Source organism: Enterococcus wangshanyuanii (assembly GCF_002197645.1).
Taxonomy (GTDB): Bacteria; Bacillota; Bacilli; order Lactobacillales; family Enterococcaceae; genus Enterococcus_L; species Enterococcus_L wangshanyuanii.
Map to the genome: position 1 here is coordinate 3380929 of NZ_CP021874.1, position 26298 is coordinate 3407226.

The 26298-nt window shown below is 36.1% G+C and carries 38 protein-coding genes, 1 pseudogene and 1 other annotated feature (1 of these 40 only partly in view); of the genes and pseudogenes, 34 read left to right on the forward strand and 5 right to left on the reverse strand.

Going from position 1 to position 26298, the window contains the following annotated elements; all coding sequences use genetic code 11:
• Nucleotides 1–171: a binding site (T-box leader), on the forward strand; it begins 53 nt to the left of the window's first position.
• 88 nt (nucleotides 172–259) lie between these two features.
• Nucleotides 260–2905 (forward strand): valine--tRNA ligase, encoded by a 2646-nt coding sequence (locus tag CC204_RS16755; protein ID WP_088271219.1) that lies wholly within the window; start codon nucleotides 260–262, stop codon nucleotides 2903–2905.
• A 38-nt stretch (nucleotides 2906–2943) separates the two neighbouring features.
• Here CC204_RS16755 and CC204_RS16760 read toward each other — a convergent pair whose 3' ends face one another.
• Both CC204_RS16760 and CC204_RS16765 read right to left on the reverse strand, forming a co-directional pair.
• The gene (locus tag CC204_RS16760) at nucleotides 2944–3537 is read right to left on the reverse strand and encodes a TVP38/TMEM64 family protein (protein ID WP_088271220.1); all 594 of its coding nucleotides are present in this window, start codon (nucleotides 3535–3537) and stop codon (nucleotides 2944–2946) included.
• A 20-nt stretch (nucleotides 3538–3557) separates the two neighbouring features.
• On the reverse strand, nucleotides 3558–6125 hold the full coding sequence (locus CC204_RS16765; RefSeq protein WP_088271221.1) for a YfhO family protein: 2568 nt from the start codon (nucleotides 6123–6125) through the stop codon (nucleotides 3558–3560).
• 365 nt (nucleotides 6126–6490) lie between these two features.
• Between CC204_RS16765 and CC204_RS16770 the strand changes: the two genes are divergently transcribed.
• The 3 genes from CC204_RS16770 (at nucleotide 6491) to radC (ending at nucleotide 9127) form a co-directional block, all read left to right on the forward strand.
• Entirely contained in the window at nucleotides 6491–7792 is a 1302-nt protein-coding gene (locus CC204_RS16770; RefSeq protein ID WP_088271222.1) for a bifunctional folylpolyglutamate synthase/dihydrofolate synthase, read from the forward strand.
• A gap of 60 nt (nucleotides 7793–7852) precedes the next feature.
• Nucleotides 7853–8512 (forward strand): HAD family hydrolase, encoded by a 660-nt coding sequence (locus CC204_RS16775; RefSeq protein WP_088271223.1) that lies wholly within the window; start codon nucleotides 7853–7855, stop codon nucleotides 8510–8512.
• An 87-nt stretch (nucleotides 8513–8599) separates the two neighbouring features.
• The gene (radC, locus tag CC204_RS16780) at nucleotides 8600–9127 is read left to right on the forward strand and encodes a RadC family protein (RefSeq protein WP_120308920.1); all 528 of its coding nucleotides are present in this window, start codon (nucleotides 8600–8602) and stop codon (nucleotides 9125–9127) included.
• 16 nt (nucleotides 9128–9143) lie between these two features.
• On the opposite strand, the gene CC204_RS16785 is transcribed toward radC, so the two are convergent.
• Complete coding sequence (locus tag CC204_RS16785; protein WP_088271225.1) at nucleotides 9144–10499, reverse strand: recombinase family protein; 1356 nt, start codon at nucleotides 10497–10499, stop codon at nucleotides 9144–9146.
• 151 nt (nucleotides 10500–10650) lie between these two features.
• On the opposite strand from CC204_RS16785, the gene CC204_RS21415 reads away from it, so the two are divergent.
• On the forward strand, nucleotides 10651–10752 hold the full coding sequence (locus CC204_RS21415) for a type I toxin-antitoxin system Fst family toxin (protein WP_188634491.1): 102 nt from the start codon (nucleotides 10651–10653) through the stop codon (nucleotides 10750–10752).
• A 160-nt stretch (nucleotides 10753–10912) separates the two neighbouring features.
• Here CC204_RS21415 and CC204_RS16795 read toward each other — a convergent pair whose 3' ends face one another.
• Nucleotides 10913–11377 (reverse strand): DUF4429 domain-containing protein, encoded by a 465-nt coding sequence (locus tag CC204_RS16795; RefSeq protein ID WP_088271227.1) that lies wholly within the window; start codon nucleotides 11375–11377, stop codon nucleotides 10913–10915.
• Nucleotides 11378–11647: 270 nt separating this feature from the next.
• On the opposite strand from CC204_RS16795, the gene CC204_RS16800 reads away from it, so the two are divergent.
• On the forward strand, nucleotides 11648–11944 hold the full coding sequence (locus tag CC204_RS16800; protein ID WP_088271228.1) for a helix-turn-helix transcriptional regulator: 297 nt from the start codon (nucleotides 11648–11650) through the stop codon (nucleotides 11942–11944).
• A gap of 37 nt (nucleotides 11945–11981) precedes the next feature.
• Here the strand turns inward: CC204_RS16800 and CC204_RS16805 are convergent, their stop codons facing one another.
• A complete protein-coding gene (locus CC204_RS16805) occupies nucleotides 11982–12857 on the reverse strand; it encodes a helix-turn-helix domain-containing protein (RefSeq protein WP_088271229.1) in 876 nt (291 codons plus the stop codon).
• A 146-nt stretch (nucleotides 12858–13003) separates the two neighbouring features.
• On the opposite strand from CC204_RS16805, the gene CC204_RS16810 reads away from it, so the two are divergent.
• The 28 genes and pseudogenes from CC204_RS16810 to CC204_RS16940 all read left to right on the forward strand — a co-directional run bounded on the left by CC204_RS16810 (nucleotide 13004) and on the right by CC204_RS16940 (nucleotide 26298).
• Entirely contained in the window at nucleotides 13004–13246 is a 243-nt protein-coding gene (locus tag CC204_RS16810; RefSeq protein WP_088271230.1) for a helix-turn-helix transcriptional regulator, read from the forward strand.
• A 12-nt stretch (nucleotides 13247–13258) separates the two neighbouring features.
• Nucleotides 13259–13411 carry a hypothetical protein gene (locus tag CC204_RS21220; RefSeq protein WP_157894314.1) on the forward strand — a complete coding sequence of 51 codons (153 nt, stop codon included), beginning with the start codon at nucleotides 13259–13261 and terminating at the stop codon, nucleotides 13409–13411.
• 14 nt (nucleotides 13412–13425) lie between these two features.
• On the forward strand, nucleotides 13426–13692 hold the full coding sequence (locus tag CC204_RS16815; protein ID WP_088271231.1) for a hypothetical protein: 267 nt from the start codon (nucleotides 13426–13428) through the stop codon (nucleotides 13690–13692).
• A gap of 11 nt (nucleotides 13693–13703) precedes the next feature.
• Nucleotides 13704–13892: a hypothetical protein gene (locus CC204_RS16820; protein WP_088271232.1), complete on the forward strand. Its 189-nt coding sequence runs from the start codon at nucleotides 13704–13706 to the stop codon at nucleotides 13890–13892.
• Between the two features lie 288 nt (nucleotides 13893–14180).
• Complete coding sequence (locus CC204_RS16830) at nucleotides 14181–14720, forward strand: hypothetical protein (protein WP_088271234.1); 540 nt, start codon at nucleotides 14181–14183, stop codon at nucleotides 14718–14720.
• Nucleotides 14721–14999, forward strand: coding sequence for a hypothetical protein (locus CC204_RS16835; protein WP_088271235.1), 279 nt, complete (start codon nucleotides 14721–14723; stop codon nucleotides 14997–14999).
• Nucleotides 15000–15437: a helix-turn-helix domain-containing protein gene (locus CC204_RS21570; RefSeq protein ID WP_088271236.1), complete on the forward strand. Its 438-nt coding sequence runs from the start codon at nucleotides 15000–15002 to the stop codon at nucleotides 15435–15437.
• Entirely contained in the window at nucleotides 15418–15639 is a 222-nt protein-coding gene (locus CC204_RS16845) for a hypothetical protein (RefSeq protein WP_088271237.1), read from the forward strand. Before CC204_RS21570 ends, CC204_RS16845 begins: the two co-directional genes overlap by 20 nt.
• Before the next feature lie 35 nt (nucleotides 15640–15674).
• On the forward strand, nucleotides 15675–15890 hold the full coding sequence (locus tag CC204_RS16850; protein ID WP_088271238.1) for a hypothetical protein: 216 nt from the start codon (nucleotides 15675–15677) through the stop codon (nucleotides 15888–15890).
• Nucleotides 15891–15976: 86 nt separating this feature from the next.
• Nucleotides 15977–16435, forward strand: coding sequence for a hypothetical protein (locus CC204_RS16855; RefSeq protein ID WP_088271239.1), 459 nt, complete (start codon nucleotides 15977–15979; stop codon nucleotides 16433–16435).
• Between the two features lie 19 nt (nucleotides 16436–16454).
• Nucleotides 16455–17204, forward strand: coding sequence for a hypothetical protein (locus CC204_RS16860; protein WP_088271240.1), 750 nt, complete (start codon nucleotides 16455–16457; stop codon nucleotides 17202–17204).
• 241 nt (nucleotides 17205–17445) lie between these two features.
• Nucleotides 17446–18261 carry a rolling circle replication-associated protein gene (locus tag CC204_RS16865; protein WP_088271241.1) on the forward strand — a complete coding sequence of 272 codons (816 nt, stop codon included), beginning with the start codon at nucleotides 17446–17448 and terminating at the stop codon, nucleotides 18259–18261.
• The gene (locus CC204_RS16870) at nucleotides 18258–18836 is read left to right on the forward strand and encodes a Holliday junction resolvase RecU (protein ID WP_227011187.1); all 579 of its coding nucleotides are present in this window, start codon (nucleotides 18258–18260) and stop codon (nucleotides 18834–18836) included. Before CC204_RS16865 ends, CC204_RS16870 begins: the two co-directional genes overlap by 4 nt.
• Nucleotides 18820–19041, forward strand: coding sequence for a hypothetical protein (locus CC204_RS16875; protein WP_088271242.1), 222 nt, complete (start codon nucleotides 18820–18822; stop codon nucleotides 19039–19041). The genes CC204_RS16870 and CC204_RS16875 overlap by 17 nt, the downstream gene beginning before the upstream one ends.
• A gap of 15 nt (nucleotides 19042–19056) precedes the next feature.
• Nucleotides 19057–19344, forward strand: coding sequence for a hypothetical protein (locus CC204_RS16880; protein WP_088271243.1), 288 nt, complete (start codon nucleotides 19057–19059; stop codon nucleotides 19342–19344).
• 116 nt (nucleotides 19345–19460) lie between these two features.
• Nucleotides 19461–20300 (forward strand): site-specific DNA-methyltransferase, encoded by an 840-nt coding sequence (locus CC204_RS16885; protein WP_249044916.1) that lies wholly within the window; start codon nucleotides 19461–19463, stop codon nucleotides 20298–20300.
• Between the two features lie 25 nt (nucleotides 20301–20325).
• Nucleotides 20326–20628, forward strand: a pseudogene (locus tag CC204_RS16890) (MazG-like family protein); the annotation flags it as partial.
• A 180-nt stretch (nucleotides 20629–20808) separates the two neighbouring features.
• Nucleotides 20809–21141, forward strand: coding sequence for a hypothetical protein (locus CC204_RS16895; RefSeq protein WP_088271246.1), 333 nt, complete (start codon nucleotides 20809–20811; stop codon nucleotides 21139–21141).
• 2 nt (nucleotides 21142–21143) lie between these two features.
• Nucleotides 21144–21422, forward strand: coding sequence for a hypothetical protein (locus tag CC204_RS16900; RefSeq protein WP_088271247.1), 279 nt, complete (start codon nucleotides 21144–21146; stop codon nucleotides 21420–21422).
• On the forward strand, nucleotides 21419–21919 hold the full coding sequence (locus CC204_RS16905) for a hypothetical protein (RefSeq protein ID WP_088271248.1): 501 nt from the start codon (nucleotides 21419–21421) through the stop codon (nucleotides 21917–21919). The genes CC204_RS16900 and CC204_RS16905 overlap by 4 nt, the downstream gene beginning before the upstream one ends.
• The gene (locus CC204_RS21715) at nucleotides 21912–22040 is read left to right on the forward strand and encodes a hypothetical protein (protein WP_257790118.1); all 129 of its coding nucleotides are present in this window, start codon (nucleotides 21912–21914) and stop codon (nucleotides 22038–22040) included. Before CC204_RS16905 ends, CC204_RS21715 begins: the two co-directional genes overlap by 8 nt.
• The gene (locus tag CC204_RS16910) at nucleotides 22034–22441 is read left to right on the forward strand and encodes a hypothetical protein (RefSeq protein ID WP_088271249.1); all 408 of its coding nucleotides are present in this window, start codon (nucleotides 22034–22036) and stop codon (nucleotides 22439–22441) included. Before CC204_RS21715 ends, CC204_RS16910 begins: the two co-directional genes overlap by 7 nt.
• Entirely contained in the window at nucleotides 22438–22644 is a 207-nt protein-coding gene (locus tag CC204_RS16915; RefSeq protein WP_088271250.1) for a hypothetical protein, read from the forward strand. The genes CC204_RS16910 and CC204_RS16915 overlap by 4 nt, the downstream gene beginning before the upstream one ends.
• Nucleotides 22641–22829, forward strand: a complete 189-nt coding sequence (locus tag CC204_RS16920; RefSeq protein ID WP_088271251.1) for a hypothetical protein — start codon at nucleotides 22641–22643, stop codon at nucleotides 22827–22829. Before CC204_RS16915 ends, CC204_RS16920 begins: the two co-directional genes overlap by 4 nt.
• Nucleotides 22830–22919: 90 nt before the next feature.
• A complete protein-coding gene (locus CC204_RS16925) occupies nucleotides 22920–23537 on the forward strand; it encodes a sigma factor-like helix-turn-helix DNA-binding protein (protein WP_157894315.1) in 618 nt (205 codons plus the stop codon).
• Between the two features lie 190 nt (nucleotides 23538–23727).
• Nucleotides 23728–24057, forward strand: coding sequence for an HNH endonuclease (locus CC204_RS16930; protein ID WP_088271253.1), 330 nt, complete (start codon nucleotides 23728–23730; stop codon nucleotides 24055–24057).
• 96 nt (nucleotides 24058–24153) lie between these two features.
• Nucleotides 24154–24516: a P27 family phage terminase small subunit gene (locus tag CC204_RS16935; RefSeq protein ID WP_069663376.1), complete on the forward strand. Its 363-nt coding sequence runs from the start codon at nucleotides 24154–24156 to the stop codon at nucleotides 24514–24516.
• A 6-nt stretch (nucleotides 24517–24522) separates the two neighbouring features.
• The gene (locus CC204_RS16940) at nucleotides 24523–26298 is read left to right on the forward strand and encodes a terminase large subunit (protein WP_088271254.1); all 1776 of its coding nucleotides are present in this window, start codon (nucleotides 24523–24525) and stop codon (nucleotides 26296–26298) included.

Consider the following 26298-nt stretch of genomic DNA (forward strand, 5'->3'; position numbering starts at 1 on the left):
GATTGGTGGGAGATTTTCACATAACCAGTAAGAAGGTAGCTTGGGAGTCGATGATTTGAATTTAGTAGAATGATTCGAGTCGTGATCGTTACCTCACGAATGAAGTGGTGTTTGTAGTTACAGACACAATTTAGGTGGTACCACGTATAAAAAAGATTATGCGCCCTAGAATACGCAAGTATTTTAGGGCTTATTTTTATGTCTTTCATTGAATCAATACTCACTAAAATAGTCGAAAAAACAGGAAGAAGGAATTTGTATGACAGAAGAAAAAAATCTACCTACTAAATACCAGCCGACTGAGATCGAACAAGGCCGGTATCAAAAATGGTTGGATCAGGATTTGTTCAAACCAAATGGTGATAAAGAAGCTAAACCCTATTCAATCGTGATTCCTCCACCAAATGTAACTGGCAAACTACACTTGGGACATGCGTGGGATACGACTTTACAGGACATGATCATTCGTCAAAAAAGAATGCAGGGCTTTGACACCTTGTGGCTACCTGGAATGGATCACGCTGGGATTGCTACTCAAGCAAAGGTTGAAGAAAAGTTAGCCGAAGAGGGGATTTCTCGTTATGATTTAGGCCGTGAAAAGTTTGTCGAACAAGTGTGGGACTGGAAAGAAGAATATGCTTCCCATATTCGTGAACAGTGGGCAAAAATGGGCTTATCTTTAGACTATAGCCGTGAACGTTTTACCTTAGATGAAGGGTTATCTCAAGCCGTTCGCAAAGTGTTTGTATCTTTATATGAAAAAGATTTGATCTATCGTGGGGAATACATCATCAATTGGGATCCTAAAGCGAAAACAGCATTATCAGATATTGAAGTGATCCACAAAGATATCGAAGGTGCGTTTTACCATATGAGTTATCCACTGACTGACGGAACTGGAGTTGTGGAAATTGCGACAACTCGTCCTGAAACGATGTTGGGAGATACGGCGATCGCCGTTCATCCCGAAGACGAACGCTATCAGGCTTTGATCGGTAAAACAGTAACACTACCATTAGTGGATAAAGAAATTCCGATCATTGCAGATGAATATGTCGATATGGAATTTGGAACGGGTGTTGTAAAAATTACACCAGCTCATGATCCAAATGACTTTGAAGTTGGTAACCGTCATGATCTTCCTCGTGTCAATGTCATGAATGAAGATGGTTCTATGAATGAGCTTGCTGGTAAATACGAAGGAATGGACCGTTTTGCTGCAAGAAAAATGATCGTTTCTGATTTAAAAGAACTAGGTCGTTTGATCAAAATTGAAACAATGAATCACAGTGTTGGTCATTCAGAACGGACAGGCGTTGTTGTTGAGCCAAGACTATCTACACAATGGTTCGTCAAAATGGCGCCATTAGCTGAAAAGGCGATCGAAAATCAAAAGACAGACAATGCAGTTGAATTTTTCCCTCCGCGTTTTGACCAAACGTTCTTGCGCTGGATGGACAATGTCCACGACTGGGTTATTTCCCGTCAATTATGGTGGGGTCATCAAATTCCCGCTTGGTATCATAAAGAGTCAGGTGAAATGTATGTTGGCATGGAAGCGCCGGAAGATGCAGATAACTGGATTCAGGATGCTGATGTATTAGATACATGGTTCAGTTCAGCTTTATGGCCATTTTCAACGATGGGCTGGCCAGACACGAATGCTGAAGATTACCAACGTTATTTCCCGACAAGCACTTTGATCACAGGCTATGACATCATTTTCTTCTGGGTAAGCCGGATGATTTTCCAAAGCTTAGAATTTACAGAACAGCGTCCGTTTAAAAATGTCTTGATGCATGGGTTGATTCGTGCAGAAGACGGCCGCAAGATGAGTAAGTCTTTAGGTAACGGGATCGATCCAATGGAAGTGATTGAAAAATATGGTGCAGATGCACTAAGATGGTTCTTATCAAACGGTTCGGCACCGGGACAAGACATGCGTTTTAGCTATGAAAAAATGGATGCAGCTTGGAACTTTATCAATAAAATCTGGAATGCTAGCCGTTTTGTTATCATGAACGTCGAAGGCATGACGTATGAAGATATCGACTTTAGCGGAGAAAAAACAGTCGCAGATCGCTGGATCTTAACTCGTTTAAATGAAACAGTTGAAAAAGTGACGGACTTCTTTGAACGGTTTGAGTTTGGTGAAGCTGGTCGTCAATTATATAATTTCATTTGGGATGATTTTTGTGACTGGTATATCGAAATGAGTAAAGAAATTTTATACGGTGAAAATGAGACTGCTAAACAAACAACACGTAGTATTTTAGTTTATACGCTAGATCAAATTTTACGTTTATTGCACCCAATCATGCCGTTTGTAACAGAAGAAATTTGGGAAAACATTCCGCATCAAGGAGAGTCTTTAGTCGTTGCAGAGTATCCTGTTGTACATGAAGAGCTTTCTGATGAAACAGCTGCTCGCGGAATGGAAGTACTGAAAGAACTGATTCGTGCAGTCCGAAACATTCGAGCAGAAGTGAATACACCGTTGTCTAAACCGATCACGCTGTTAATCAAAACAAACGATAAAGCCATTGACAAATTCTTGATCGAAAACACAAGTTACATTGAACGCTTCTGTAATCCAGAAGAATTGATGATCTCAAGTGATATTACAGCACCAGAGTTAGCGATGTCTGCTGTTTTAACAGGGGCTGAACTTTATTTGCCGCTAGCAGGATTGATCAATATTGAAGAAGAAATCGCACGTTTAGAAAAAGAATTAGAAAAGTGGACTCAAGAAGTAAAACGTGTACAAGGAAAATTAGCGAATGAACGTTTTGTAGCGAATGCGCCAGATGAAGTGGTTCAGGCAGAAAAAGAAAAAGAAAAAGATTATCTAGAAAAACAAGTAGTTGTGAAAGAACGAATTGCCCAATTACGTACCGTTGAATAAATAAAAAAAAGGGGATGGCATAAAATGCCATTCCCTTTTTAGCGTATCAAGAATCGATTGAATAAAAATAATATAGCGTACCCATAAGTGGCTACAGACCAAAATTTGAAAATCAACAGAATTTTCATATACTCTTTAAATGGCAACTCAGTTAGTCCAGCAACTAAACAGACCAAATCATCCGGTGCAAAAGGAACTAACAACGTTAAGATCATAAGTTTTTTGATCCCTTTTTGAGGACGGTCGACCATTCGTTCAAATTTGAGGTAACGTTTTTTTGATAAAATCAATCGTACAAAGGATTTGCCATAATAGCGAGCAAGCCAATAAACAATGATTTCTCCAATGATCAAACCAATATAGCTATAAAACAATCCTTGAAGATTACCAAACATCAACATACCGACAACTGTGGAAATCCCACCAGGAAGAATCGGGACAATGACTTGAAGGATTTGTAAAAAAATGAAAATAAATACAGCATATTCACCAAACTGGTCGATAAACGTTTGAAGTGACTGAACAGAACGAAAAATTCCTATAGAATAGCCGTAAATTACTAAAGCTGTAAAGCATAGGACTCCTAGAATAGGCAATACATAAATGATTCGTTTTAAAAACGTTCTCTCCATACTGGAAATTCCTCTCTTACTCAAGCTGATTTTTTCTTTGAAATTCTTTTGAACAGTTGATAAAAGAATACGCCTAAAAGTACAGAAATGCTAATGAAAGTACCTATGATCAAATTCTTCTGATAATAACGCATACTGATTTTGTGTGTACCTGATGGTAGTTCTATTCCAGTGAAATTACCTAAGATACGATGACTGTCCACTTTTTTTCCGTCAACTGTTATTTTCCAATCTTTGTCATAAGGAATGGACAGATAAAGTAATGATGAATCACCTTTTTCTACAGTTATCGTACCAGTTAATACACCAGAAGTATGTCTGGTAAGCTGAAGTGCTTGTTCTTTTTGTTGTTCTACTAAAGAGTCAAACTGTGATTGAGACAATGTTTTTAGATCGATCGTATCTTTTTTTAGTGTTTTTTCCGTTTCTAATTGTAATTGTACGATCTCATTTTTCTTATAATAGCCTAAATTGAAAATTTGATTCGTTGCAATATAGATAGAGGGTTCGATTTTTTTCCCATTTACCTTGAAAGAGGTGATTTTCTTCCAATTGATATCAGGAATATAAAGGTATAATTCACCATTAGCAGTTGTTTTTACTGTTAACGTATAATTATTCTCAGATTGAACGGACCAAAATGTTTTTTCGGCAGATTGAAAGTAATTAGACTGTTTTTTTCTGATACTTTGTAAAATTGTTTCTTGATTTTTTAACGGTTGATTCTTGGTAAGTTTGATAGAGTCAAATTCGTTTGGTACTAGAAAGCCCATGCCGATCGCTTCAGCATTTTGATAAACGTGAGTCGAAGGATCTCTGGAGATATCTTCTTGATTCGTTTTTTTATCGGGTGTCACTTGATAGCCAACATTCAATAATAGGTTAATCACATTTGATTCATCGACATAAGCGATTCTTCGATCATTTTTTTGATAGAGTCCTAGTTCCTGCAATGTTTTTTGAGTCTTAGCTTCTAAAGTCGATGTATAACTTGAAACACCAGCATAGCCGTAAAAAAGTGGGTTGTTGTAGCCGTTATTTTTTTCTTGATACCCAGCATCTTTAGAATTGATCGTTTGTTTGATACGAGATAAACCAGACTGCTTATTTTCTAAATCTGAAATGATTTCGTTTTGAATTTTTGCTGTGTTACTAAACGTTTCCTGGTTTCCAAAAGGAATATCCTTGAAGCTGATCCAAAAATTGAAACTCAATTCAAAACTGACAACTAGGAACATTATAATAAATGCACTTGTTTTCTTTCTACCATTATTTCGCTGAATGAATGTAATCAATCCATAAATGATCCAAATGCCGAACAAACTAAAAAGATAGTAGTGATCTTCAAGTAAAAAATCTCTGTGATTTGAAAACTTCAAAGAGATATATCCGATAATCAATAAAGCTGAAAAAACACTAGGAACGATGATCCTTAATTTCTCTCCTTTTTTTAATTCCAGAAAGGCTTCATAGGCAAACTTGATGATCAAAAAGCTGAAAATAAACGTATTTCGATAAGGAAAACCAGCTGGACTCTGGAACATATGCCAAATCGTATTGATCAGTTCCAGCCAAAAGCTTAGAAAAATGAACCCAACTAAAGCTGCAGCTCCAAGCTTTTCTTTCTTAGATATCGTATTAAGTTGAAAATAAGCAATAAAAAGCAACACCATCAATAAGCCTGAGAAGACGGTTGGTAAATGATCCAAGCGTGTATCAAAATTGACATTACCTAGACCAAATTGTGAAAGAACATCGGGACCGAATTTAGGCTTGGGTAAAAAAGTTTGCCACTCAAAATTTGTTTTATTCGTTAGAAGCATTCCTTCCACTGCCGGAATCAAAATGAAGCTGGTACTGATTCCTGTAAAGAAAGAAGTCACAAAGAATAAGCGCCCTTCTTTGATAAAATGCCATAAAGATTTTTTTCCAGAGACAAGTGATTTTTGATAGTACCAATAAAGGCTGTAACAAACAGCAAAAATACAGAGCATATAGCCCATATAATAATTGGTGACAATGGAGAAAAAGAGCACACTGGCATACAACCAGTATTTTTTCTTATCCCATAATTGCTGAATGCCTAATACGAGAAGTGGAAGTAGGATCAGAGCGTCCAGCCACATGAAATTCAAACTATAAACAGTTACAAAGCCGCATAAACTATAAGAAGTTGAAAATAATAAGGTAGCTGTGGATGCTTGTGAATATGTTTTATTAAGATAATAGAACATTGAAGTTCCCATCAACGAAATCTTCAACGTGATGATCAATAAAATCACTATCGGCAGCTGATCATAAGGAAATAACAACACTAAAAAATTGAAAGGACTTAATAAATAATAGGCGGTCAACGGTAAAATAGTTCCGCCAAGAGCATCAGAAAATGAATAGAGAGAATAGGAATCTCCTTGGAAAAATTGCTTGAAAGCACTTAAAAAAGGCATATATTGAGTTCCTAAATCGCTGACTAATAAATTATTATTTCCAAAAGGCGCCAGACTTAAGCAAGACCAAAGAATGATCAGCAGTAAGAATGGAAGCAGAAAGCTCCCGCCTAATAAAAGACTCTTTTTTCTTTTCGACATGGTTCATATTACTCCTTTATACTAATGATTTATCGCTGTTTTAGGATAAAGGTTCAATCAATCTAAAAAATCAAACGAACTACCTGCAACAAAGCTATGAAATAAAAAATGACTGGATGAGACCTAACAAATAAGTCTAGCATGAAACATAACAATGAGGCAAAATATTGCATCTCACTTTATACATATAGTCCTGTTTATTTTATCATAGCAGCCCACGATTTGATGTTGTCCCCAATTTTTTTACTCTTTTTTTAAAATTTGTCCATGTTTTTGGACAATTTTGACCGTTTTCAGAATTAGACACATTAATTAGTGAAAAGAATCCAGCCTTTCGCTATAATGGAGATTGAGGAGTTGATATGATGTCACTAACGATAGAAGAAGCAATCGAATGGGTCCACAGTAGACTGCCATTTGGATCAAGACCAGGATTGGATCGTGTTGAAGCCTTATTGACACGTGTCGGAAACCCGGAAGAGAAAGTCCCTACGATTCATATTGCTGGAACGAACGGGAAGGGTTCGACAGTTACGTATTTACGGTGTATGTTGGAAGAGCTAGGCTTAAAAGTAGGTACGTTTACCTCTCCATACATTGAACATTTTAACGAACGGATAGCGATCAACGGACAAGGGATACCCGATCATCAAATCATTCATTATGTAGAGAAATACCAGCCGCTGATCAAAGAAATGGATCAAGACACATCAGTATCAGGGATTACAGAATTCGAAACATTGACAGTAATGGCGTTGGATTACTTTTTAGATAAACAGGTAGATATTGCAGTTGTCGAGGTTGGCTTGGGTGGATTATTAGACAGCACCAATATAGTAAAACCCATTTTGACAGCAATCACGACGATAGGGAAAGATCACACTGAGATCTTAGGCGATACACTGGAAAAAATTGCTTTTCAAAAAGCGGGCATCATCAAAGAGAATATTCCAGTCGTTACAGGTAATATTGAAGAAAGTGCCTTAGCTGTCATCGAAACAGAAGCTCACAAAAAACATAGCCGAATTTATCGTTATAATCAAGACTATAAGACCGACTATCTACATCCAGATAAAAATTGGGGCGAAACATTTCATTTTTATGGAGACGCTGGAAAATTACCAAATATAAAAATTCCGTTACTGGGACGTCATCAGATAGAGAATGCAGCAGTTGCGATCGAATTGTTCTATTTGTATTGCCAGTTATACCAGATCAATTTTAGAGATCGAGACGTATATAACGGTCTTGCTAAGGCCCAATGGCCCGCCCGTATGGAAAAAATCAGCGATGAGCCATTGATTATCTTAGACGGTGCTCATAATGATCATGCTATTCGTCGTTTAGCAGATAATCTGAAAAAAGAATTTTCTGGTCGCGAGATCCATATTCTTTTTTCTGCTCTTTCTACAAAAAATGTCGATCAGATGGTCAGTATACTAAAAAAAGTGCCAAACGTTCATCTGTATTTGACGACTTTTGATTATCCAAAAGCCATCGATTTGACGAAAATGGAGCATCTTGAAGATACTAAGACTGAGATTGTTTCTTTATGGCAGTTTGGCTTAGGTGAAATATTAGAAAAAATGTCTTCGGATGACGTAATGTTGGTGACAGGTTCACTTTATTTTGTTTCTCAGGTTCGTGAGCTATTACTAAACTTATAATTTTAGCCCAAGGAAAATCTTGTAAGGATGACCGCGGTGCTTTTGATTTAGGAGGAAATAATGAGAAAAACAGATGGGATTATTTTTGATATGGATGGTTTGTTGTTTGATACAGAATTAATTTATTATCAATCAACACAAAAAATTGCAGATGTAATGGAATTTCCGTACAGCAAAGAGCTTTATTTAAAATTTTTGGGTGTATCAGATGAAGAGGTACAGGCAAATTATCATGAAATCTATAAAGATTTTGGTAAAGAACGAGTGGCTGAGTTTATCGAGCGTTCTTATGCTGACACGATCAACGTATTTGAATCTGGAGAAGTACCATTAAAAGAAGGTGTCATAGAATTGCTGGATTATCTTGATGAGCAAAAAATTCCAAGAATTGTTGCATCAAGTAACGTTCGTCCGGCAATTGAGCTTTTACTGGATGGAGCAGGAATCAAAGAACGTTTTTCAGGAATTGTTTCCGCAGAAGATGTGACTCGGGCAAAACCAGATCCGGAAATTTTCCAAAAAGCTTTAGCTTTTCTGGGAACAGAAGCTGAACATACGTTGATTTTTGAAGATTCATTCCATGGTGTAACAGCAGCTGTTGCAGCGGGAATACCTGTGATCATGGTACCAGATCTTTTGCCACCAACGGAAGAAATCAAAGAAAAAACACTTGAAATCTTTGAAAGCTTGAACCAAGTTCCTGCTTATTTAAAAAAATAGATTTTTCACTCCTTTGCGTATTTTATAGAGAGAAGCGTATTAAGGAGTGATTTTTTGATCAAAGAAGAAAAACTGTTTATTAGAGAGATGCCGGAAGACTGCCTTCCAAGAGAAAGATTAGAGGTTGTAGGGGAAAAAGCCTTATCCAATCAAGAGCTATTAGCAATTTTATTAAGAACAGGTTCCAAAAGCACTAATGTCATGGAAGTCGCATCAAAATTTTTGAATTACTTTCATCATCTTTATGAGCTGAAAAATGCGACGATCACTGAAATGATGGAAATAAAAGGAATTGGCAGAATAAAGGCAATTGAGCTAAGAGCTGCCATTGAATTCGGTTACCGTATCCAACAGAGTACACAAATGAAGTTAGGAAAAGTTTCATCTAGCTATCAGATCGCCCAAAATCTGATGTATGAATTACAAGATTTTCAGCAGGAGCATTTGGTCTGTTTATATTTGAATACAAAGAATGAAGTCATCAAACAAGAAACGGTTTTTAAAGGATCATTGAATCAAAGTGTGGCTCATCCGAGGGAAATCTTTCGTAGTGCTGTGAAGTATTCTGCCGCACGCTTGATTCTCGCACATAATCATCCAAGTGGTACCTATTAATTAAACCACATAAAAATCATAAGAATTTTATCTCGATTTTTCCATCGGGAAACACTAAGATATCTTTGATAAAAGAGCGCCAAATAGCTCTACGATCCTCTTCATTCATATTTGAATAGATATTTGAAAAGTTATCAGACATTATTTTTTTTAACATGATTACGTTATCTTTTGGTGAGGGTGTAGGTTCTTTGGTTGCTTCTTTAAGTTCCGCCATTAATTTTTCTCGATCAATTTTGTATTCATCAAGTTCGATGATTTCATTAAGATATGCTTTTTTTAGACGTTCTAATTTTTGATTTATTTTCTTTTCGATATCGACAGTTTTATTTATTTTTTTCTCTGTTTTTGAATAATCTACAAGGTAACGTTCAACTTCGTTTTGAATGTTCTCCAATAAATAGTTTTCTGTCGTATGTTCATATACTACACGCTTGTTAGAACAAGCTTTAGAACTGTTTCTATGCTTTGGGCAACGATAGCATTTTCTAGTATAGACTGATTTATTGCCATCTTTTTTTATATAGTTGGTTCTTAAGACTTGACCTGAAAAAGCTCTAGAACATTCTCCACAACGTATTAGACCGGTGAAAATATAAGTATGTTTGCTGTTGTTCTTAATATTTTTGGATAGCTTCAGTTGGACGCTATTAAATAATTCTTTATCAATAATCGGAGGGCAAAAATTTTCATTGCCACGGTGCACACCCATGTATTTCTTATTTGTGAGCATATTTTTAACGCTTTGATAATCACGAGAAAGATTAAGCTCATTTTCCATATAATGAACAGTTTTTCTTAAGCTTCCGGAATCATTGTAGTAATTAAAAATATCAACGATCAAAGGAGCTTTTTCATTTATCACGAGTTTTTTATTCTCTATACTGTATCCAAAAGGAACCTTGCCACTGACAACCTCACCATTTTTAATTTTATTATCCATAACAGCTTTGATTCGTTCGCTGTCTATTTGCGCCTCTAACTCTGCAAAACTCATTACTTGGGCGATAAACGTTCTACCATATGCTGTTGAGGTATCATAATACTGTTGAGATACAGCATTCCAAGATACATTATATTTTTCTAGTGTTTCTTGGGTGTTTAGGTAATGCCGCAAATTTCTAAACCATCGATCAAGTTTAGTGAAAAGAATAATATCGATCTTTCCGCTTTTCACATCGGATATCAGACGAGTGAATTCATCACGTTGTAATTTTTGACCCGAAATCCCATCGTCTATATACTCGGAATAGACAATCATATCTTTTTGATATTTAACAAATTCATGAAGAGTTTCAGCTTGCTCACGCAAACTGTCACCAAGCTTTTGTTGATCAGTGGATACTCGTATATATAATGCAGCTCGTTTCATTTTTAGTCTCCGTTTCTAGTTTATTGAGTATGCCAATTATATCACCAGTATATAAAATGATTCAATGCAAAAAGCAATGAATAAAGTCATCTTGTTTCGGGTGTTTCGTTTTGATATACTGGGTAAGGCAACTCGCCGCGAAAGCGGGGTGATGAATGTGTATGAAATTCTTTCATTGGTTATCGCGCCTTTATTCGTAGCTTTAGTGACTACAATAGTTTCTCATTGGTTAGATGAGAAAGGCGATAACTAAAGCGGGTTGTCGCTAACCCACACGCTTGTTGTCGCATCAAGCGAAAAATAAACCCACTCTATTCGTCGTAGAGTGGGTTTTGTGATGAATGTAGAAATTCTTTCATTGTCGCAAGAACAGTATAGCATATTGATCATTAGAATTTCAACTGAATAAACATTTACAAATCAAGCAGCTCTCTCTTTTTCTTGTCAAACTCTTGTTGATTTATCACTCCCATATCAAGTAATTCTTTCAGACCTTTAACTTGTTCGACAGGAGACTGTATAGATTGAACGACAGGAGGCGCTTGCCCTAGGCGTATCTTCGTATCGATGAATTCTTTAAGTTCACACATGACCTCGTACTCATCTTTTCTAGTGAATAAAATAGTATTTTCGTCAGAAACAGCAGCTTGAACTCCGCCTTTTGATTCATTGCCACCTTTTACCGCCAACTGCAGATAACCAGTAGCGAATCCAGGTTTTTTTATTTGCGTTGCAGTGATGCTTGTATAAGGAATTGTTTTCTCTCCTTTAAGACCGTGATTAGCCATATTTATGAAACCTTTTCTAGAAATTGTGATAGAGTCTTCATCGATAACAACATTCACTTTTTTGCTTTTAACATAGTAAGACTTTTTCATATTTTCTCCCTCTGTGTAATATTATTTTAGACATATTGATTCTATCATACTATTCAATTGAGGAAAACTAGAATTATTAGAATAAATTGAATAAACATTCAATCAAGAACAAACGTTTGCTTTACGAAGAGATAAACATAACAATCACTATTGTTCGATAACAGACGTAATAATGAGAAAAGGCGATAAAGCATTCAAAATACTTGCGTTTTTTGGTAACATTAAATTCATGCGAAAACATACAAATACATAATGAATGAGGTTATACATATGGCAACAGATAAGAAAAAATTTAGCATAATTCAAAAATTATTAAGGAAATATCCACATCCAAATAATGTTGAACAATATCGAATGCGGATAAACATGTCCCAAAAGGAATTAGCAATAAGTGTTGAAAAACTTGCTGTAAAAAAATTTGGAAAGACATATAACTTATCACATGAAACGATTAACGCCATAGAAACATATCGTTATGAGCCGAGTTACGGTCTCATGATGCTTATTTCCGAGGTTTTGAACCAGGAACTAGAAATAGTCTTTGATCCGGACGCTAAAATTGATTGATAGTTTTTATCTAACGCTCTATAACTATAGAGTGTTTTTATTTTTTAAAAAAACCTTTCTTATTTGGAACAGTTTTTTCTTCCGAATCAATGACAACGACTTTGGCTTTAGACACTTGATTAATGTCATCATACTCTAAAGGAATATCGTTAAAATCAATGATATGTGATTTACTTTCTACAATAGAACCGCGCGAAGTAACGTAATATAGGATTGCATCAATTACAAACTCTTTACTTAAGTTAAACTGCTTCGAAATGTCTTCAATGGTATGAGCATGCTTTTCGCTGGCCGTTACGAAATACGGGAGCGGTAGAATATATTCATAAATTTTTCTTTTGAGATTAATAAACTCTGCAGTTTTCGTTTTATCAGATTCAATAAGTAGTAAAGAATCCTCTAAGAGCTCTCTATCTCGTGAACTTAAACTACCGGTCTGCTCATATAACCATTTTGAAATTCTAGCAAGTTCTTTTACAACTAAATCATCAGTTTCTACTAAAGAGTTAATAAGATCAATTGTATCCAAATTCTGTTTAGAACCTGATTTTCTATAGTATTCAGTTTGGAGGTCATACCCCGCTCTTATCCATCGATCTTTCCCCTCGTTAGGCAATGAATGGTAAATTTGTAAAACCTCAACATCCATGTCTCTATACCCGTAAATAGACTCAGGTGAAATTGCATTTTGAGACGGCTCTATACCTAAAATGAAGTCCATAGAAACCTGTAGAGCTTCTGAAAGATATTGAATATTTGTTAGTCGAGGTTCCTCTCTATTGTTTTCCCATTTAGAAATCATACCCTTATTTAACTTGGCATCATGCAAGGTATTGACTTTTTCCGCTAAATCTTCCTGTGACATCTTATTCGAGATTCTCGCTTGTTTAATCCTTTCTCCAAAACTACTCATTGGCTCACCTCCGAAAATAATGTAACATAAAAGTATCGAATTAGCAACAAAATAATCGGAATCGAAACTTTTGTGTTGACAAAATAAAAAACAAGAGTTATTATCGGTGTATCGTTAACGAAACTTAATTAAAAGGAGAGGTTTACATGAAGAAAAATACAGGATTTCCCAAATTGAAGCTTTATATAAAAGCGGAAAAGAAGATGACTCAAGGAGAACTTGCGGATGCAATTGGAATGGATCGAGCTGCGTTGAATAGCCGTTTGAACGGCAGGGTGGAATTTAGCTTGAGTGAAGTTAGAGATATTTGTTTATATCTTAAGGTTAGTTCGGACACCTTTTTTTTAAATCCGGAAGTTTCGTATTCGATAACAAAACAATCTGCATAAGGAGGAAATGTAATGGGTGCACAAATGAGCCAAGAAAATGTTCAAGCCCTTTTCGATACAGTTGCTAGAATCATGTCCCGCGATAGCGGGGTAGAAATCAAAGCGACTGTTCGAAGGAAAGATGAAGTTGAAAAGAATGAAGCAAAACGAGAGAAGATAGCGTAAGGAGGCAAGACCTAATGGACCTATTTAGCAAAACATTTCTAGAATCATTAAGAGTTGCGATTGTGCAAATTGTAAGAGATGCGGTAGATTCAATCAGCCAATCGAACGTTGCACATGTTCGATACCTCAAAAAGAACGAAGCAATGAAATACGTTGGTGGAGTGAATACTAAGGGTTTTGAGAATCTTATAGCCCATGGATTGAAAGAAATCAGGATAGATGGATTTCTAAGATATGACAAACACGACATCGACGAATTGATGGCAAAATACAAAATTTAGGAGGAAAAGGAATGAATAAATTAGAGGAAACTGTAAAACAACAAGGTGAGATGCTTGAGGAAGGAAAGGAATATTCAGCGTCAGAGATCATGGCTAACCAGTTAGCATACCTGTATAAAACATCAAGAGAAGAAGGAACCACCACTGAAGAAAAAATTGAACTTTCTTTAGCGATGGTTAGGATTTTTGAAGCTATTTAATATCCAATTCTTTGAGATGTTCCTGTACTAAACGTAGATTTGATCTCTTTGTAAACTTCTTTGTATTTGTTCACTAGTTCTTCAGGAGTGAGATTTGAGATGTCTTGATTTTGAAGAAACAACATCGTGAGAGCTTCATGTTTGTTAGCTGGAAAAGTACTCAAGTTTACATTATCCATTTTTTCACCTCGGTTCATTTTTTTCAGTGGACCACTCACTGATAAGGAAAGTATATCAAAGCAAGAAATTTTTAACAATATTTATAAAACAATCAACGGAGGGAAGACAGTGTATTTGAATCATATGTTAATGAGAATTTTAGACGAACAAAAGAAAACAAATAAACTTTTAGAGGAAAGTGAGCAACCATTTAGCATATCTTTTGATAGTCCTAGACTATCAGAAGTAAAAGAACCGAAAATTCAATTGCTTGTTGATGGGAAGCGGGTAACACCCGTAGGATTTGCTAGTGCGACTCGTGTTTTCGAAGCTGATCGCATTTCAACAGGAACTATAAAAGCGGTAGATTTAAACGAAAAACTAGACAAACTTTCTGTATTAGGAACGATTGATCGCTACGCTGTTGAACAAGCTGAGGACCGCATGAAAAAAGCTGCTCAAATTTCAGACAGTGCCGCTCAATTCAAAAAGTTCATTACAATCGATCGCTTATGGGAAAGTGCGACAGGCGAAGTAGAACGGATGTTGGAAATCGCTGTTCAAAACAAAATCGAAGAAATGATCACAAATAAAACAGATTCGGATAAATCGAAAAATGATGCATTAAACGAACTATTCGAAGAATACAAACTAAGCGAGGATGACTAAATGGAAATAAAACTAATGATGGATATCAGCGGATTCAATTTGAGCATGATCGAACAAATCGAAGCAAGACTTGTCCCTGAAATCGTGGATAGCCTAAGTGATACTTTCGAAGGCGGAAGTATTCTTGAATTTAGAAACTACGCTCTAAACGAAATGAAAAAATATGACGTCGGAGAATCAGTTAAAAACAAAATCAAAAAAGAAATAGATAACCGTGTTGAATTCATGCAGATCACTGATTTACCACGTCCGAAAATGATAAATAAGGGAGATGACTAAATGAAGCTACTATCAAAAAAAGCCAACTTAGTTGGCGGAGTCGCCTGTATTTTCGGAGTAGGTATGCTATTAGGATTACGAGTGCCACCAGCAATTGTTTTGATCTACGGATTGCTTGTTGCAACCTACGGCATATCGCTAGCTTTTATAACATATGCTAAAGATTTGAACCGAAGAAAACAGCGATCAAAAATCACGACGGTTTGTATGATTCCACAATATAGACAGAATAGAAAAATGTCTGTAGAGGAGTTAGCAGAAAGAGTGAATGTATCACCGGCAATGATCAGATCTATAGAAGCTGACAAGTATTCTCCGTCTTATGAAATAGTTCAGAAAATAGCGGATGAATTCAATGTTACACCAGGTAGTCTGTTTAAAAAGGCCGAAGAAAATAATAGAAAAGGGGTTTATGTAGATGGACGTAAAATCGTATAACGAAAAATATTTAGGGGAAAAGAAACCAACACTATGTCCACGTTGCGGTATTTCTACTTTGGATAAAACACCGGCGAGAAATTCATTATCAAGACATGAAGAAGGTATTTATATTTGTTCTGCTTGTGGGACAGATGAAGCAATACGGGATTATTCGAATGATTCACTAAGAAAGGATCAGTGGGTAGTGGCTCGATGGTAAATGAGTTGTTTAGCTAGAAGGGAGGTCAATCATATATGGATGAAATCAAAAATATTGTTGTCGTTAGTCCGACTTTGGGAACATATTCAATTGATGCTTTCTATTTTTTGAATACTGTTTGCGGAGGGAATGTGGAACCATTAGTTGCTTTAGTAAATGGTCGTGTTTTTGAGAAAAAAGGAGTCAAGTATTGTGTTGATGCAAATGAATTCAAACTTGATCCTGTGGCGGATGCATGGTTCAACAAATAAAAAAATAACTACATAGGTTGCAGCCCATGTAGTTTATATAAATCAATTTTGTTAACAATAGTATATCACAAAGGAGAGAAATGACAATGCGAGGAATTGATAATCAAGTGTTGCTTTCTGAAATTTCAGAAGGTGGCTTACAGGAACGCTTTGACTACGAGTTAAAAAAAGTTGCTGAAAATGTAATGGATCCAAATACTGATATTAAAAAGAAACGAAAGATCACAATAACTATTGAAGTTGCTTCGGATGACTTTCGTGATCAGTTGTATTTTGCATCAGAGGTCAAATCAACATTGGCACCACGAGAAAAAGTAAATAGTAAGGTTCTCATTGGTATTGACAATGATGGAGATGTAATCACGAATCCGTTGCACAGCGGCGAACGTGGTCAAATGTTCTTCGATCCTAACGACTCAAAACTAAAAACTGACAAAGGTCAAGAAGTTGAAGAATTAGAAAAAGAGCAGCAACAAACTGAAACAGAACCAACATCAGAGAAATCTGGTGAGGTTATAGATTTTAGAAACCAAAGTGCAAACTAATTTTTAGGAGGAAAAGAACATGTCAGAAAATATCAAAGATGCAATCCAGTATGGGGTAGAGCTTTCACAAGGGCAACAAGTCGTTCACGTAATTGACGGAAAAACATTTTATGATCGTACAAAAGCAGATTTAAAGGAAGTTGAACCAATTAAATATGCAGCAACATTAACGATCAATTCGCTTACAGGCCTTATCAATTATCTTAAATCAAAATTTGATGAAGAAGCCGATGCTGTTCAAGAAGAAATCTTGCTTCATGTAGAAAGTCCAACTAGTGTGATCGCATATTCTAAGCTAAATTCTGATCGCTGTCGTGAAAGTCTTGTTGAAGCAAAAATGCGGATGGATAAATTTAACTACGGCTATTTTATGGACTCAGAACAATTCATCATCAATATTCAGTCTCTGTTTCAACGTGAAAAGGATGCAGAAGCAGTTCTTAAATGTGCTAGTGGCATTCGAATCGAAGGTGGTGGTGACTTGTATGATAACGGAATTTCGCAACAGGTTTCTGTAAAGCAAGGTGCTGCGACAATTCAGAAAGCGGAAGTTCCGAGTCCTGCAACGCTAAAACCTTATCGAACATTCTTAGAAATTGATCAACCCGAAGGGCAGTTCATTTTCCGTATCAATAAACATGGGGAGTGTGCCTTGTTCGAAGCTGATGGTGGTATTTGGAAAAACCATGCAATTGATCAAATTAAAGAATATTTAACTTCTGCTTTGAAAGATGAAGTCGGCAGTGGTCAGATTACGATTATTGGCTAAAAATTAAATAGAATCAGTATGTCCATGTGCCATGCTGATTTTATTTTGCAAAAATTCAGTGTAAAAACAAAAAAGAAGCCCATAAATGATAACGGACTCCAAAAAGTAATAATATTTCTCAACAACTTATTATACCACTTTTGAGCAAGTTTATCAAAATAACGCTGTTTTTACGGCGTTTATGGGACTTGTACTAGTTACTAACTTAAGGACGTAAGTGAAAACATTCAGGAGTGGGATCATGATTACCAGAGAAAATAAATATGCTGCAGGGAATTATATGGAAGTGGATATTGTTCCTTTGCCAGAAGAGGTAGTTAACAAGTTAAGCGGAACATCAAGAAAAAGAAAAAAGAATATGACTAGACCTCGTCAACAACTGGTAAATGATACTCGTAGTTTTAAATGGATGAGGCTAGCAATTAATGGCAACTTCTTTAAAGGTGATTACTATTTTACTCTGACCTATGACAATGGAGAATTGCCGACACCGGATAAAGTTGAGGAAGCAAAAAAAGATTTAAGCAATTTTTTAAGGAAAGTTAGAACTCAATATAAAAAGAAGCAGATTGAATTGAAATATATATGGGTCATGGAATATGAGCTTGATGATGAAGGAGAATATATGACTCGTGTTCATTTCCATTTAGTCATGAATAAGGGAGTTGACAGGGATACCCTAGAAGATTGCTGGAGTAGAGGACGAGGGAAGAATCGAAAAATGTTTGGGTATGTTTACGCAAGGAGAGTTCAACCAAATGGTGATTTTGGACTTGAAAGGCTGTCGGGGTATTTTTCCAAAGGTAAACGCTGGAAAAAAGGGAAGAAGATTTGGAATTGTAGTCGGAATTTAGAACGACCGCAAAAGCTTCATCCAAATGATTCAAAATACTCTCGAAGAGCAATTGAGAAAATGTTCTTATCCAATGATTATGGCCATGAGATTCTTGAAAAGAAATATCCTAATTATTTCATTACATCAATTCAATTTGTAGATCATGAGAAAAAAGGGAAGCATATGTATTTAAGAATGTGGAAGAAGGAGCGTGCGGGATGACTGAAAAGAAATATTCAAAATCAGAAATAAGCAAGATGAACAATGAGCGAGGTAAACGATTTGAAAAGATGATCCTTGCTGGATGTTCTCATTATCAAAAGAAACAAATAGCAAAAATAGGGAAAACACCTGAACCATTTAGCTTTAAAAAGAAACTTCCGAAAGGTCAATTTGTTGGTCAGTTTCGTAGAAGTGAAAAGGCGCAACCCGATTTTGCTGGCACATTAAACACAGGACGATCAATCATCTTTGAAGCAAAAACAACACATGAAGATCAGATTAGTCAAAGTGTTGTTAGTAAGAATCAGGCTGATGAATTAGACATCCATCTTTCGTTAGGTGCCTATGCTGGTGTCTGTGTGGAAGTAAATAAAACTGTTGCTTTTGTACCTTGGATCATTTGGAAGAATATGGATGAATTTTACGGAAGAAAATTTATGACTGAAAAAGAACTTAAAGCCTATGCTGTTGAAACTCCTGGTCATATCTTATTTCTTAATTACGTTAATTCGAATCCTAATAACTACAACGACTACAAATTATATGGAGGTCTTGATTTTGCTAACAGCGTTTGAAGTGGAGAAACTGACTGAGAAATTCTTCGAAGAAAAAGCTCTTCATTTTGAAGGAAGTTTTCCGGTCAAAGAAGGAAACGAAACAGTAATGCGTATTTATGTATGGGGACCACAAGGAAGATTCGAAATGAAAATGACACAAAACAAGAATCTATTTTCTCGTTCGAAAGATGGAAAACGTTGGATTCCAATAAAAAAATATTAATGAGGTGACTAGCAAATGTCTGTAAAAGAACCAAATTATGCAAGCGGTGCGCTGCATATCTTGCCGATAAAACCAAGACCTTTAAAAAAGGGAGTTATCGAGGTTGGTAAAACTTATCAATGCGATATCAGCAAAACAAGCGAAACATGGAAGTATCCATTTTTAGGCGAAGTCCTTTATATCAATCAAAAAAGCGCGGTTGTTAAAATCATTACGACCCAAGAATGCGATGATCATCTTATTGATCGATGCAAACATTTAACAGTGATTCCATTTAAACGAATGAAAGTAGTTGAGGAGTAATGGAGATAAATAAAATCTACGAAGGGAATTCTCTCGAGATACTGAAATCATTTCCGGATGAATCAATTGATTGTGTAATTACTAGTCCTCCTTACTATGGATTACGTGATTATGGAATGGATGATCAATTGGGGCTAGAAGCAACACCTGAATTATACATTAATAATTTAGTCACTCTGTTTAGAGAGATAAAGCGAGTGCTAAAGAATACCGGAACTCTGTGGCTTAACTTGGGTGATTCCTTTTGGTCTAAACGATCCAAAAATGGTCAAGATTGGACTCAAATAGGATCAAAAAATGGAAAGCATTCATTGAGAGCTGGGGGCAAAGATCATCCAGTGTATAAACCAAAAGATTTAATGGGAATGCCATGGCGTGTTGCTTTAGCGTTGCAGCAAGATGGATGGTATTTAAGATCGGATATTATTTGGCACAAACCTAATGTGATACCTGAATCAGTCGTTGATCGACCAACAAAGTGCCATGAGTATATTTTTCTTCTTTCTAAATCAGAAAAGTATTTTTACGATTATGAAGCAATCAAAGAAGAATCAGTTTATAAAGAACATGCTCCAATAAGAGGAAGCGAAGGCACGTTCGGTCCTAATCAATCGAGAATGAGAGAGAGCAAAGAGAAAGGTTCATTCGGTGGTAAACATGGAGAAGATAATTTCAGGGCAGTCCGCGATAAACGGAATAAGCGTGATGTTTGGAAGGTAGCAGCAAAGCCATACTCAGGTGCTCACTTTGCTACTTATCCAATTGAGCTTATTGAACCTTGCCTCTTAGCAGGATGTCCAGAAGGTGGAATAGTTCTTGATCCATTCTTTGGCAGTGGAACTACTGGAGTTGCTGCAATTAAGCATCGCAGAAATTATATTGGCATTGAGTTAAATCCTGATTATATCGAATTGGCAGATGATCGAATTAATGGAACACAAATAAACTTCTTTTAAAGAAGAAAAAGGGAGATCAATAAAAATGGATAAATTAATCGAATTAGTAGAAGAGTGGTCAAAAAACAAAAGATTAGATCAAGCAGATTCTAGTAAACAAATGTTGAAGGTGACGGAAGAGGTCGGAGAAGTGGCAGCTGCTATTGCTCGTAATGATCAGGATTTATTGCGAGATGCTATTGGTGATACAGTAGTTACTTTAATTATTTTGGCTCAGCAAAATGATATGGATTTATACGAGTGCTTAACCTGTGCCTATGATGTGATTAAGGGGCGCACTGGTAAAACAGTGGATGGTGTTTTCGTTAAGTCTGAGGATTTGGAAAAGAAGAAACTATCTCAAGAAAAATGGAACAAATTATCACCTAGAGAAAAATTGCTACATGCTGGCTATTCAGAGGAGCAACTTGATCAAATGGTGAAAGAATATCCAGATGAAGATCCGGATGAACTTTTTACAGATGAATTGAGTTATGCTGCAGAGAATTCTAGATAAGGAGGAAACGCTATGACAGAGAAAATGGAATTTGAATGGAAAAGACAAAATACTTTCTATCATCAAAAGGTAAGGCGTGATAATAAGTTTATCGAAACGGGGAAAGGTAATTTATTACCGCTTATCAGCGAAAGTAAAGATGATTACTCTTTAATTATTGTCGATACTAAAGCTGGTAAAGAACCATTTGCAAAAGCCAGCGCACAAGAACAAATAGAACGATTATCAATGCAAAAATCTGAACCAGTTTTTGCTTTCTATTTTCCGAAAACAGAAGGCGGGAAATCAAGCGTTAATGCATTGATCGAATGGTTTCAAGAAATACAGGAATATTTGGAGGGGTGAGGATGGCTAGACCAAGAAAAAATAAATATAAAGTTACAGTTTTATACAAAGATGGTGGATCATTTGAAATAAAGATGAGTATTGAAGAGGAGACGGCGGGAAAATACCTAAGCGATGATGAATTGGCAAGATACATTATTAAACGAAGTGGATTTGGTAATGAGAGTTATGGACTATATTCATGTAATCGATTAATTGATGCTGTTGATTCAGGTGCTGCATCTCTCAGTATATTTCAATACGCTAAACAAAAAAATAAAAGGAAGGTGGACTCAATATGAAATGGGCCATAGTAAATGAAATTGGAAATGAAGAAAAAAGAACAGAAACAATAATTGTCGATGCTGAAACTCCAACCAAAGCAATGTTAGAAGAATTCAGTAATTCTGCTTTGGATATGATATCTAGAGGCAAACAACAATTTGAAGAGGAGTCAGCAACGATTGCGGTCTATGAAGTCTTTGAAAATGAGGATGGTGATATCAGTTTAGGGAAGTTCAACCATCTGATAGCAATCAATGATCGTTCTGATTTAGCTCGTAATATGCAAAAGTTGCTGGATGAAGAAAAGGCGAAAATTGATAAATATCTTCTGTTTGATGGTTCGAATTTCCTTCAACCGAGCGAAGCGTTCCAAAAGGAATGGGGTATTGAAAAACTAGAAGTACAATTCCTAGAAGATGGACGAATTAGAACTCAATCAGTTTCAAGATTCGTAAGCGCGAATTGTATACATTGGGGCATGAAAGAAGAGCAGGAGGAAGAATTTGATGAATGATTCAGTGTTCTGTCCAAATTGCGGTGAAGAGATGATGAATTGGCAATCTGATATTTTGGAATGTCCTGAATGTGGGACGATGGTTGATGCTGAAATATTTAAGGAGGAAGAGAAATGGTAAAAGTTATAGTCGACGGGAAAGAAATTGTATATGGTCCTTTAGTCACAAGAAGCCGTTTTACAGAGGAAGAATGGTTTGCCATCTGTCTTCAAATGATGAAAGAAGAACGGCCTGACCTATATGAAAAGCGAAAAGATGATAAAGAGTTTATTTTTTGTCTTGGAATGGCGATTGATCTTGAGCAAAGATATGAAGCACTATTAGAACTATTACCACAATCAACTTATTCTAAAGCTGGGACTCATCCTAAATGGATTGCTGATGCAGTAGAGAGCAACACACTAAACAAAGGAATTACGCAAGATGATATCAAAACAATTTTAGAGCAAGAGCATTATGAACGAGATGATATTATTTCAGAAATAAAAGAATATTTAGGAATAGAGGAGGAAGACGAATGAAATATTTTATAGTAATTTTAACATTTTATGATCAGGGTGATCAGCTACGGTCGACACCGATGATGATAGAATCTAAGGGCAAACATTCAGCTGTAACAATATGTAAGCAACAAGCTTGGGAACGGTACAGATTATTAGATGAGGATATTGTAGATATCCATGTAATTCCAAATATAAGAAAGCAAAAGGATTCGGCAGCATGAAGTCAACAAAAGAAATTACCATGGACCAGCTAAAACAGTTGGCCATGAATGACATAGACAAAAAAGTTATTATCTGTACAGGTGGCGAGCTAAGGATAGCTGATCTACCAGAACACGGAACAGCTGGTGTTAAGATTTCGGATAGCAAATTCCAAAGAATGGAATACAATTTTACAACAAAATAATTGTCTGACCAGAAAGCTGGAGGGCACTTTAGTAAGCGTGATATGCGTTTGCTGAGGTGTCCTCTTTTTCTGTACATAGGAGGATGTCGGATGAAATACAAATATGCGGATGAGTTAGCGGCAGAATACAAAGAGGACTTAAAACCAGTTCTTGCTGTACACAAATATCATAACGATCGAGCAAAGATTTATCTAAAATTAGCCAAAGAATGCGAAGAGAATCAGGAATGGGAAATGGCTGCTGAATTTTATACTGAGTATGAAGAATATAGAGCGGTAGCGAAAAGATTGAGTCCTATTATCTCTGATACTCGATACTCAATTAAATGGCTGGAAACTGCAAAACAACCAGGATATAACAAAGAAATAAGTAGACGATCATATTATCAGCGGACAGAACTTTGGGGAGATATTGATAGGGTATCGATGAAGTATCTGCGAGAAGATTATGGGCAGTTGACAGATGATCAGTCTGAGATTTTAAAGGAGTATATGTCTATTTTGTCTGAGAGAGAGCGGGATGCAATTATATCTGTTATCGGCGAAGGGAATACGTATAATCAAACGGCTAAATTTCTAAATGTCGGTAGAAGTACAGTCCAAAGTTATATTAACAGAGGCATGAAAAAGTTGACTAGAAATCACGAACTTAAAAGAAATATATTTCTTGCCGTACAAGAGCCACCTATATATGAGAGGGCTAAATAATGGACTACTCACATAGTGCCATTCTTAAATTACCTTATCGCTAGAAAGAGGAAAAGAGACATCGCGTTATTAGCGGTGTCTCTTTTGATTACAAAAAATAAGGAGAGAGGACTAATGCTTCCTAAAAAAACACCACCTCTTATCTTTATTAAGATTGCCGAAGCACAAGTAAAGAAAGAGGGTAATCAGAATGAAGAAAGTAAATCCTTTTTACAAAAGCAAAAGATGGATAAAGAAAAAGAATCACATCTTAAAGAAATATGAATACACATGTCAGCAAACACTAAGGTACGGAACCACGGTAGATGCTGAAACAGTTCATCATATTTATCCATTAGAGCTTTATCCTGAACTAGCGTTAGTTGATTGGAATTTACTTCCGGTAACGGGTGAGGCACACAATACATTCCATAGTAGGAAAGATCACTCTATCACTGCTAAGGGAAAATACTGGCAGAAAAAAAGAAGGAAGGAGTTTGAAAAATGGAAAAGAAAAAAATCAAATCCCCCCCTAATTTAAAAACAAAAAATATAGTTTTGGGAACCGAGGATGGGAACATCTTCCAAATGCGCCGCCCCCCATAAATTTTTTTTGAGAAAATGAGGTGAAAAAATCATGGTAAAAAATGTGCCAAAAGAAGAGACAATCAAACGCGATACGATCAAACAAATGAAATCGTTAGGTGTTTACAAAATTGAATACAATAGGCTTATTAGCATTTATGCCGGATTGGTTCATCAATATTATTTTCAATTGCGTGAGTTCGAAAAAGATGGGAGCAGAACTTTTGTTATTTCAGGTACAAACAGTGTAAAAAAGAGCCCGATTCTTGCATCTCTCGAAAGTCTAAGAAAAGACATCGTTTTATACAGCGACAGGCTCTGTCTTAACGCAAAAGCGGCAGAAAATAGAAAGACTTCCGGAGAAGATGACGGAGATAATCCGTTAGCCAATTTCCTTGAAAAAATGGGCGGATAAAATAACATGGCTCGTAATAGTCTAAAGAAAATTGATTCTCCGCATTTCAAAGTCGCTGTTGAATATGCAACGTCGATTGTCGAAGGGAAAAAAGTTGCATGTGAAGAGAAGGTTCTTGAATGTCAGAGATTCCTAAATGATCTTGAATCAGACAAATGGGATGTCCGACAAGATCAGGTTGATTTTGTTATCGGACTGATTCAAGGAACGATCAAACATGTTCAAGGACAAGATATTGAAGGAAATGATTTGCCGGGATCACCATTGATATTACAGCCATGGCAAATTTATGTAGTAGTAAATTTGTTGGGATTTTTTATTCCAGGAACAAATATGCGGCGTTTCGTTGAATCATTAATATTCATTCCTAGGAAGCAAGGGAAAACTGCATTTATGGCTGCTTTTAGTTGGGCGATGATTCTATTAGAAAGAAAAGCAGGATCTAAACTTTATCTTTTAGCAAATTCATTGAAACAGACAATGGAGGCTTTCGACTTTCTTAGAAAGAATATTGAACCTTCTGCACGAAAAAACAAAATTAGAATCCGAGATAATAATGCTGAACATTCTATCTCATTTGATTGGAAAGCAAACGGGTCAGGATATTTACAAGCACTTGCTGCAGACGAAAATAGACTAGATTCTTTGAACTGTAATTTATTGATATTGGATGAACTTCATTCTTGGAAACGTGCTGGGGCTAAGAAGTATTCTTTGATGAAAAATGCACAGAAAGCGTACCGAAACAAATTGTTATTAGGTATCTCAACAGCAGGAGATATCCCGAACGGTTTTCTTGCACAACGTCTTGAGTATTGTAAAAAAGTGCTGAATGGCACAGTCATTGATGATTCGTATTTCATTTTTATATGTAAAGCGAATCAAGATGAAAAAGGTGAGATACCCGATTATACTGATCCTGGAATTCTTGAAATGGCAAATCCTTCTGTTGGTGTGACAGTAACACTGGAAGAATTAATAAAAGATGCAGAGCAAGCAATGAATGATCCGCAATTACGAGGAGAATTTTTCAATAAAACGTTGAATGTATTTACAAATTCGATGAAAGCCTACTTCGATATTAATGAATTCATTTATAGCGACAATCAGTATAACTGGTCAATAGAAGAATTAGCTAAATTGCCTATTAGTTGGTATGGCGGTGCGGATTTATCCAAAATGCACGATTTAACTGCTGGTGCTATTTATGGTACGTATAATTTTAAAGGCAAAGAAGTTGATATCGTGATTACTCAAGCTTTCTTCCCGATAGTGAATGCAACTAAAAAAGCAGAAGAAGACAATATTCCAGTTTTCGGGTGGAAACAAGACGGGTGGTTGACAATGTCAAATACTCCGACAACTAGTTACGATGATATAGTTAATTGGTTCGTTCTAATGAAAAGCAAAGGCTTCAAGATAAAGAAGGTCGGATTTGATAAAAAGTTCGGAAAAGAATTTTTCTTAAAGATGAAAAAAGCAAAATTTAGAATCGTTGACCAACCGCAGTATTTTTGGAGGAAATCAGAAGGTTTTAGGCACATTGAACGAAAAGTGAAAAATGCTGAATTCTATTATGTAGGCAATGAATCATTTGAGTATTGCGTCCAAAACGTTCGAGCAATAGAAAAGACAGATGATATGATCCAATATGAAAAAGTAGATGGCGATGGCAGCGTGAATAGAATAGATGTATTCGATGCTGGCGTTTTCGCTTGTTGTCAAATGTTGGAAGATACTGGAATTTCTCAAGCTGCTAAATCTTGGTTAGGTGGCGGATAG

Excerpts from the sequence above, each read along its gene's own strand:
- CC204_RS16755 (WP_088271219.1), top strand. The coding sequence starts at position 260 with ATGACAGAAGAAAAAAATCTACCTACTAAATACCAGCCGACTGAGATC.
- CC204_RS16760 (WP_088271220.1), bottom strand. The coding sequence starts at position 3,537 with ATGGAGAGAACGTTTTTAAAACGAATCATTTATGTATTGCCTATTCTA.
- CC204_RS16765 (WP_088271221.1), bottom strand. The coding sequence starts at position 6,125 with ATGTCGAAAAGAAAAAAGAGTCTTTTATTAGGCGGGAGCTTTCTGCTT.
- CC204_RS16770 (WP_088271222.1), top strand. The coding sequence starts at position 6,491 with ATGTCACTAACGATAGAAGAAGCAATCGAATGGGTCCACAGTAGACTG.
- CC204_RS16775 (WP_088271223.1), top strand. The coding sequence starts at position 7,853 with ATGAGAAAAACAGATGGGATTATTTTTGATATGGATGGTTTGTTGTTT.
- radC (WP_120308920.1), top strand. The coding sequence starts at position 8,600 with ATGCCGGAAGACTGCCTTCCAAGAGAAAGATTAGAGGTTGTAGGGGAA.
- CC204_RS16785 (WP_088271225.1), bottom strand. The coding sequence starts at position 10,499 with ATGAAACGAGCTGCATTATATATACGAGTATCCACTGATCAACAAAAG.
- CC204_RS21415 (WP_188634491.1), top strand. The coding sequence starts at position 10,651 with ATGAATGTGTATGAAATTCTTTCATTGGTTATCGCGCCTTTATTCGTA.
- CC204_RS16795 (WP_088271227.1), bottom strand. The coding sequence starts at position 11,377 with ATGAAAAAGTCTTACTATGTTAAAAGCAAAAAAGTGAATGTTGTTATC.
- CC204_RS16800 (WP_088271228.1), top strand. The coding sequence starts at position 11,648 with ATGGCAACAGATAAGAAAAAATTTAGCATAATTCAAAAATTATTAAGG.
- CC204_RS16805 (WP_088271229.1), bottom strand. The coding sequence starts at position 12,857 with ATGAGTAGTTTTGGAGAAAGGATTAAACAAGCGAGAATCTCGAATAAG.
- CC204_RS16810 (WP_088271230.1), top strand. The coding sequence starts at position 13,004 with ATGAAGAAAAATACAGGATTTCCCAAATTGAAGCTTTATATAAAAGCG.
- CC204_RS21220 (WP_157894314.1), top strand. The coding sequence starts at position 13,259 with ATGGGTGCACAAATGAGCCAAGAAAATGTTCAAGCCCTTTTCGATACA.
- CC204_RS16815 (WP_088271231.1), top strand. The coding sequence starts at position 13,426 with ATGGACCTATTTAGCAAAACATTTCTAGAATCATTAAGAGTTGCGATT.
- CC204_RS16820 (WP_088271232.1), top strand. The coding sequence starts at position 13,704 with ATGAATAAATTAGAGGAAACTGTAAAACAACAAGGTGAGATGCTTGAG.
- CC204_RS16835 (WP_088271235.1), top strand. The coding sequence starts at position 14,721 with ATGGAAATAAAACTAATGATGGATATCAGCGGATTCAATTTGAGCATG.
- CC204_RS21570 (WP_088271236.1), top strand. The coding sequence starts at position 15,000 with ATGAAGCTACTATCAAAAAAAGCCAACTTAGTTGGCGGAGTCGCCTGT.
- CC204_RS16845 (WP_088271237.1), top strand. The coding sequence starts at position 15,418 with ATGGACGTAAAATCGTATAACGAAAAATATTTAGGGGAAAAGAAACCA.
- CC204_RS16850 (WP_088271238.1), top strand. The coding sequence starts at position 15,675 with ATGGATGAAATCAAAAATATTGTTGTCGTTAGTCCGACTTTGGGAACA.
- CC204_RS16855 (WP_088271239.1), top strand. The coding sequence starts at position 15,977 with ATGCGAGGAATTGATAATCAAGTGTTGCTTTCTGAAATTTCAGAAGGT.
- CC204_RS16860 (WP_088271240.1), top strand. The coding sequence starts at position 16,455 with ATGTCAGAAAATATCAAAGATGCAATCCAGTATGGGGTAGAGCTTTCA.
- CC204_RS16865 (WP_088271241.1), top strand. The coding sequence starts at position 17,446 with ATGATTACCAGAGAAAATAAATATGCTGCAGGGAATTATATGGAAGTG.
- CC204_RS16870 (WP_227011187.1), top strand. The coding sequence starts at position 18,258 with ATGACTGAAAAGAAATATTCAAAATCAGAAATAAGCAAGATGAACAAT.
- CC204_RS16880 (WP_088271243.1), top strand. The coding sequence starts at position 19,057 with ATGTCTGTAAAAGAACCAAATTATGCAAGCGGTGCGCTGCATATCTTG.
- CC204_RS16885 (WP_249044916.1), top strand. The coding sequence starts at position 19,461 with ATGGATGATCAATTGGGGCTAGAAGCAACACCTGAATTATACATTAAT.
- CC204_RS16895 (WP_088271246.1), top strand. The coding sequence starts at position 20,809 with ATGACAGAGAAAATGGAATTTGAATGGAAAAGACAAAATACTTTCTAT.
- CC204_RS16900 (WP_088271247.1), top strand. The coding sequence starts at position 21,144 with ATGGCTAGACCAAGAAAAAATAAATATAAAGTTACAGTTTTATACAAA.
- CC204_RS16905 (WP_088271248.1), top strand. The coding sequence starts at position 21,419 with ATGAAATGGGCCATAGTAAATGAAATTGGAAATGAAGAAAAAAGAACA.
- CC204_RS21715 (WP_257790118.1), top strand. The coding sequence starts at position 21,912 with ATGAATGATTCAGTGTTCTGTCCAAATTGCGGTGAAGAGATGATGAAT.
- CC204_RS16910 (WP_088271249.1), top strand. The coding sequence starts at position 22,034 with ATGGTAAAAGTTATAGTCGACGGGAAAGAAATTGTATATGGTCCTTTA.
- CC204_RS16915 (WP_088271250.1), top strand. The coding sequence starts at position 22,438 with ATGAAATATTTTATAGTAATTTTAACATTTTATGATCAGGGTGATCAG.
- CC204_RS16920 (WP_088271251.1), top strand. The coding sequence starts at position 22,641 with ATGAAGTCAACAAAAGAAATTACCATGGACCAGCTAAAACAGTTGGCC.
- CC204_RS16925 (WP_157894315.1), top strand. The coding sequence starts at position 22,920 with ATGAAATACAAATATGCGGATGAGTTAGCGGCAGAATACAAAGAGGAC.
- CC204_RS16930 (WP_088271253.1), top strand. The coding sequence starts at position 23,728 with ATGAAGAAAGTAAATCCTTTTTACAAAAGCAAAAGATGGATAAAGAAA.
- CC204_RS16935 (WP_069663376.1), top strand. The coding sequence starts at position 24,154 with ATGGTAAAAAATGTGCCAAAAGAAGAGACAATCAAACGCGATACGATC.
- CC204_RS16940 (WP_088271254.1), top strand. The coding sequence starts at position 24,523 with ATGGCTCGTAATAGTCTAAAGAAAATTGATTCTCCGCATTTCAAAGTC.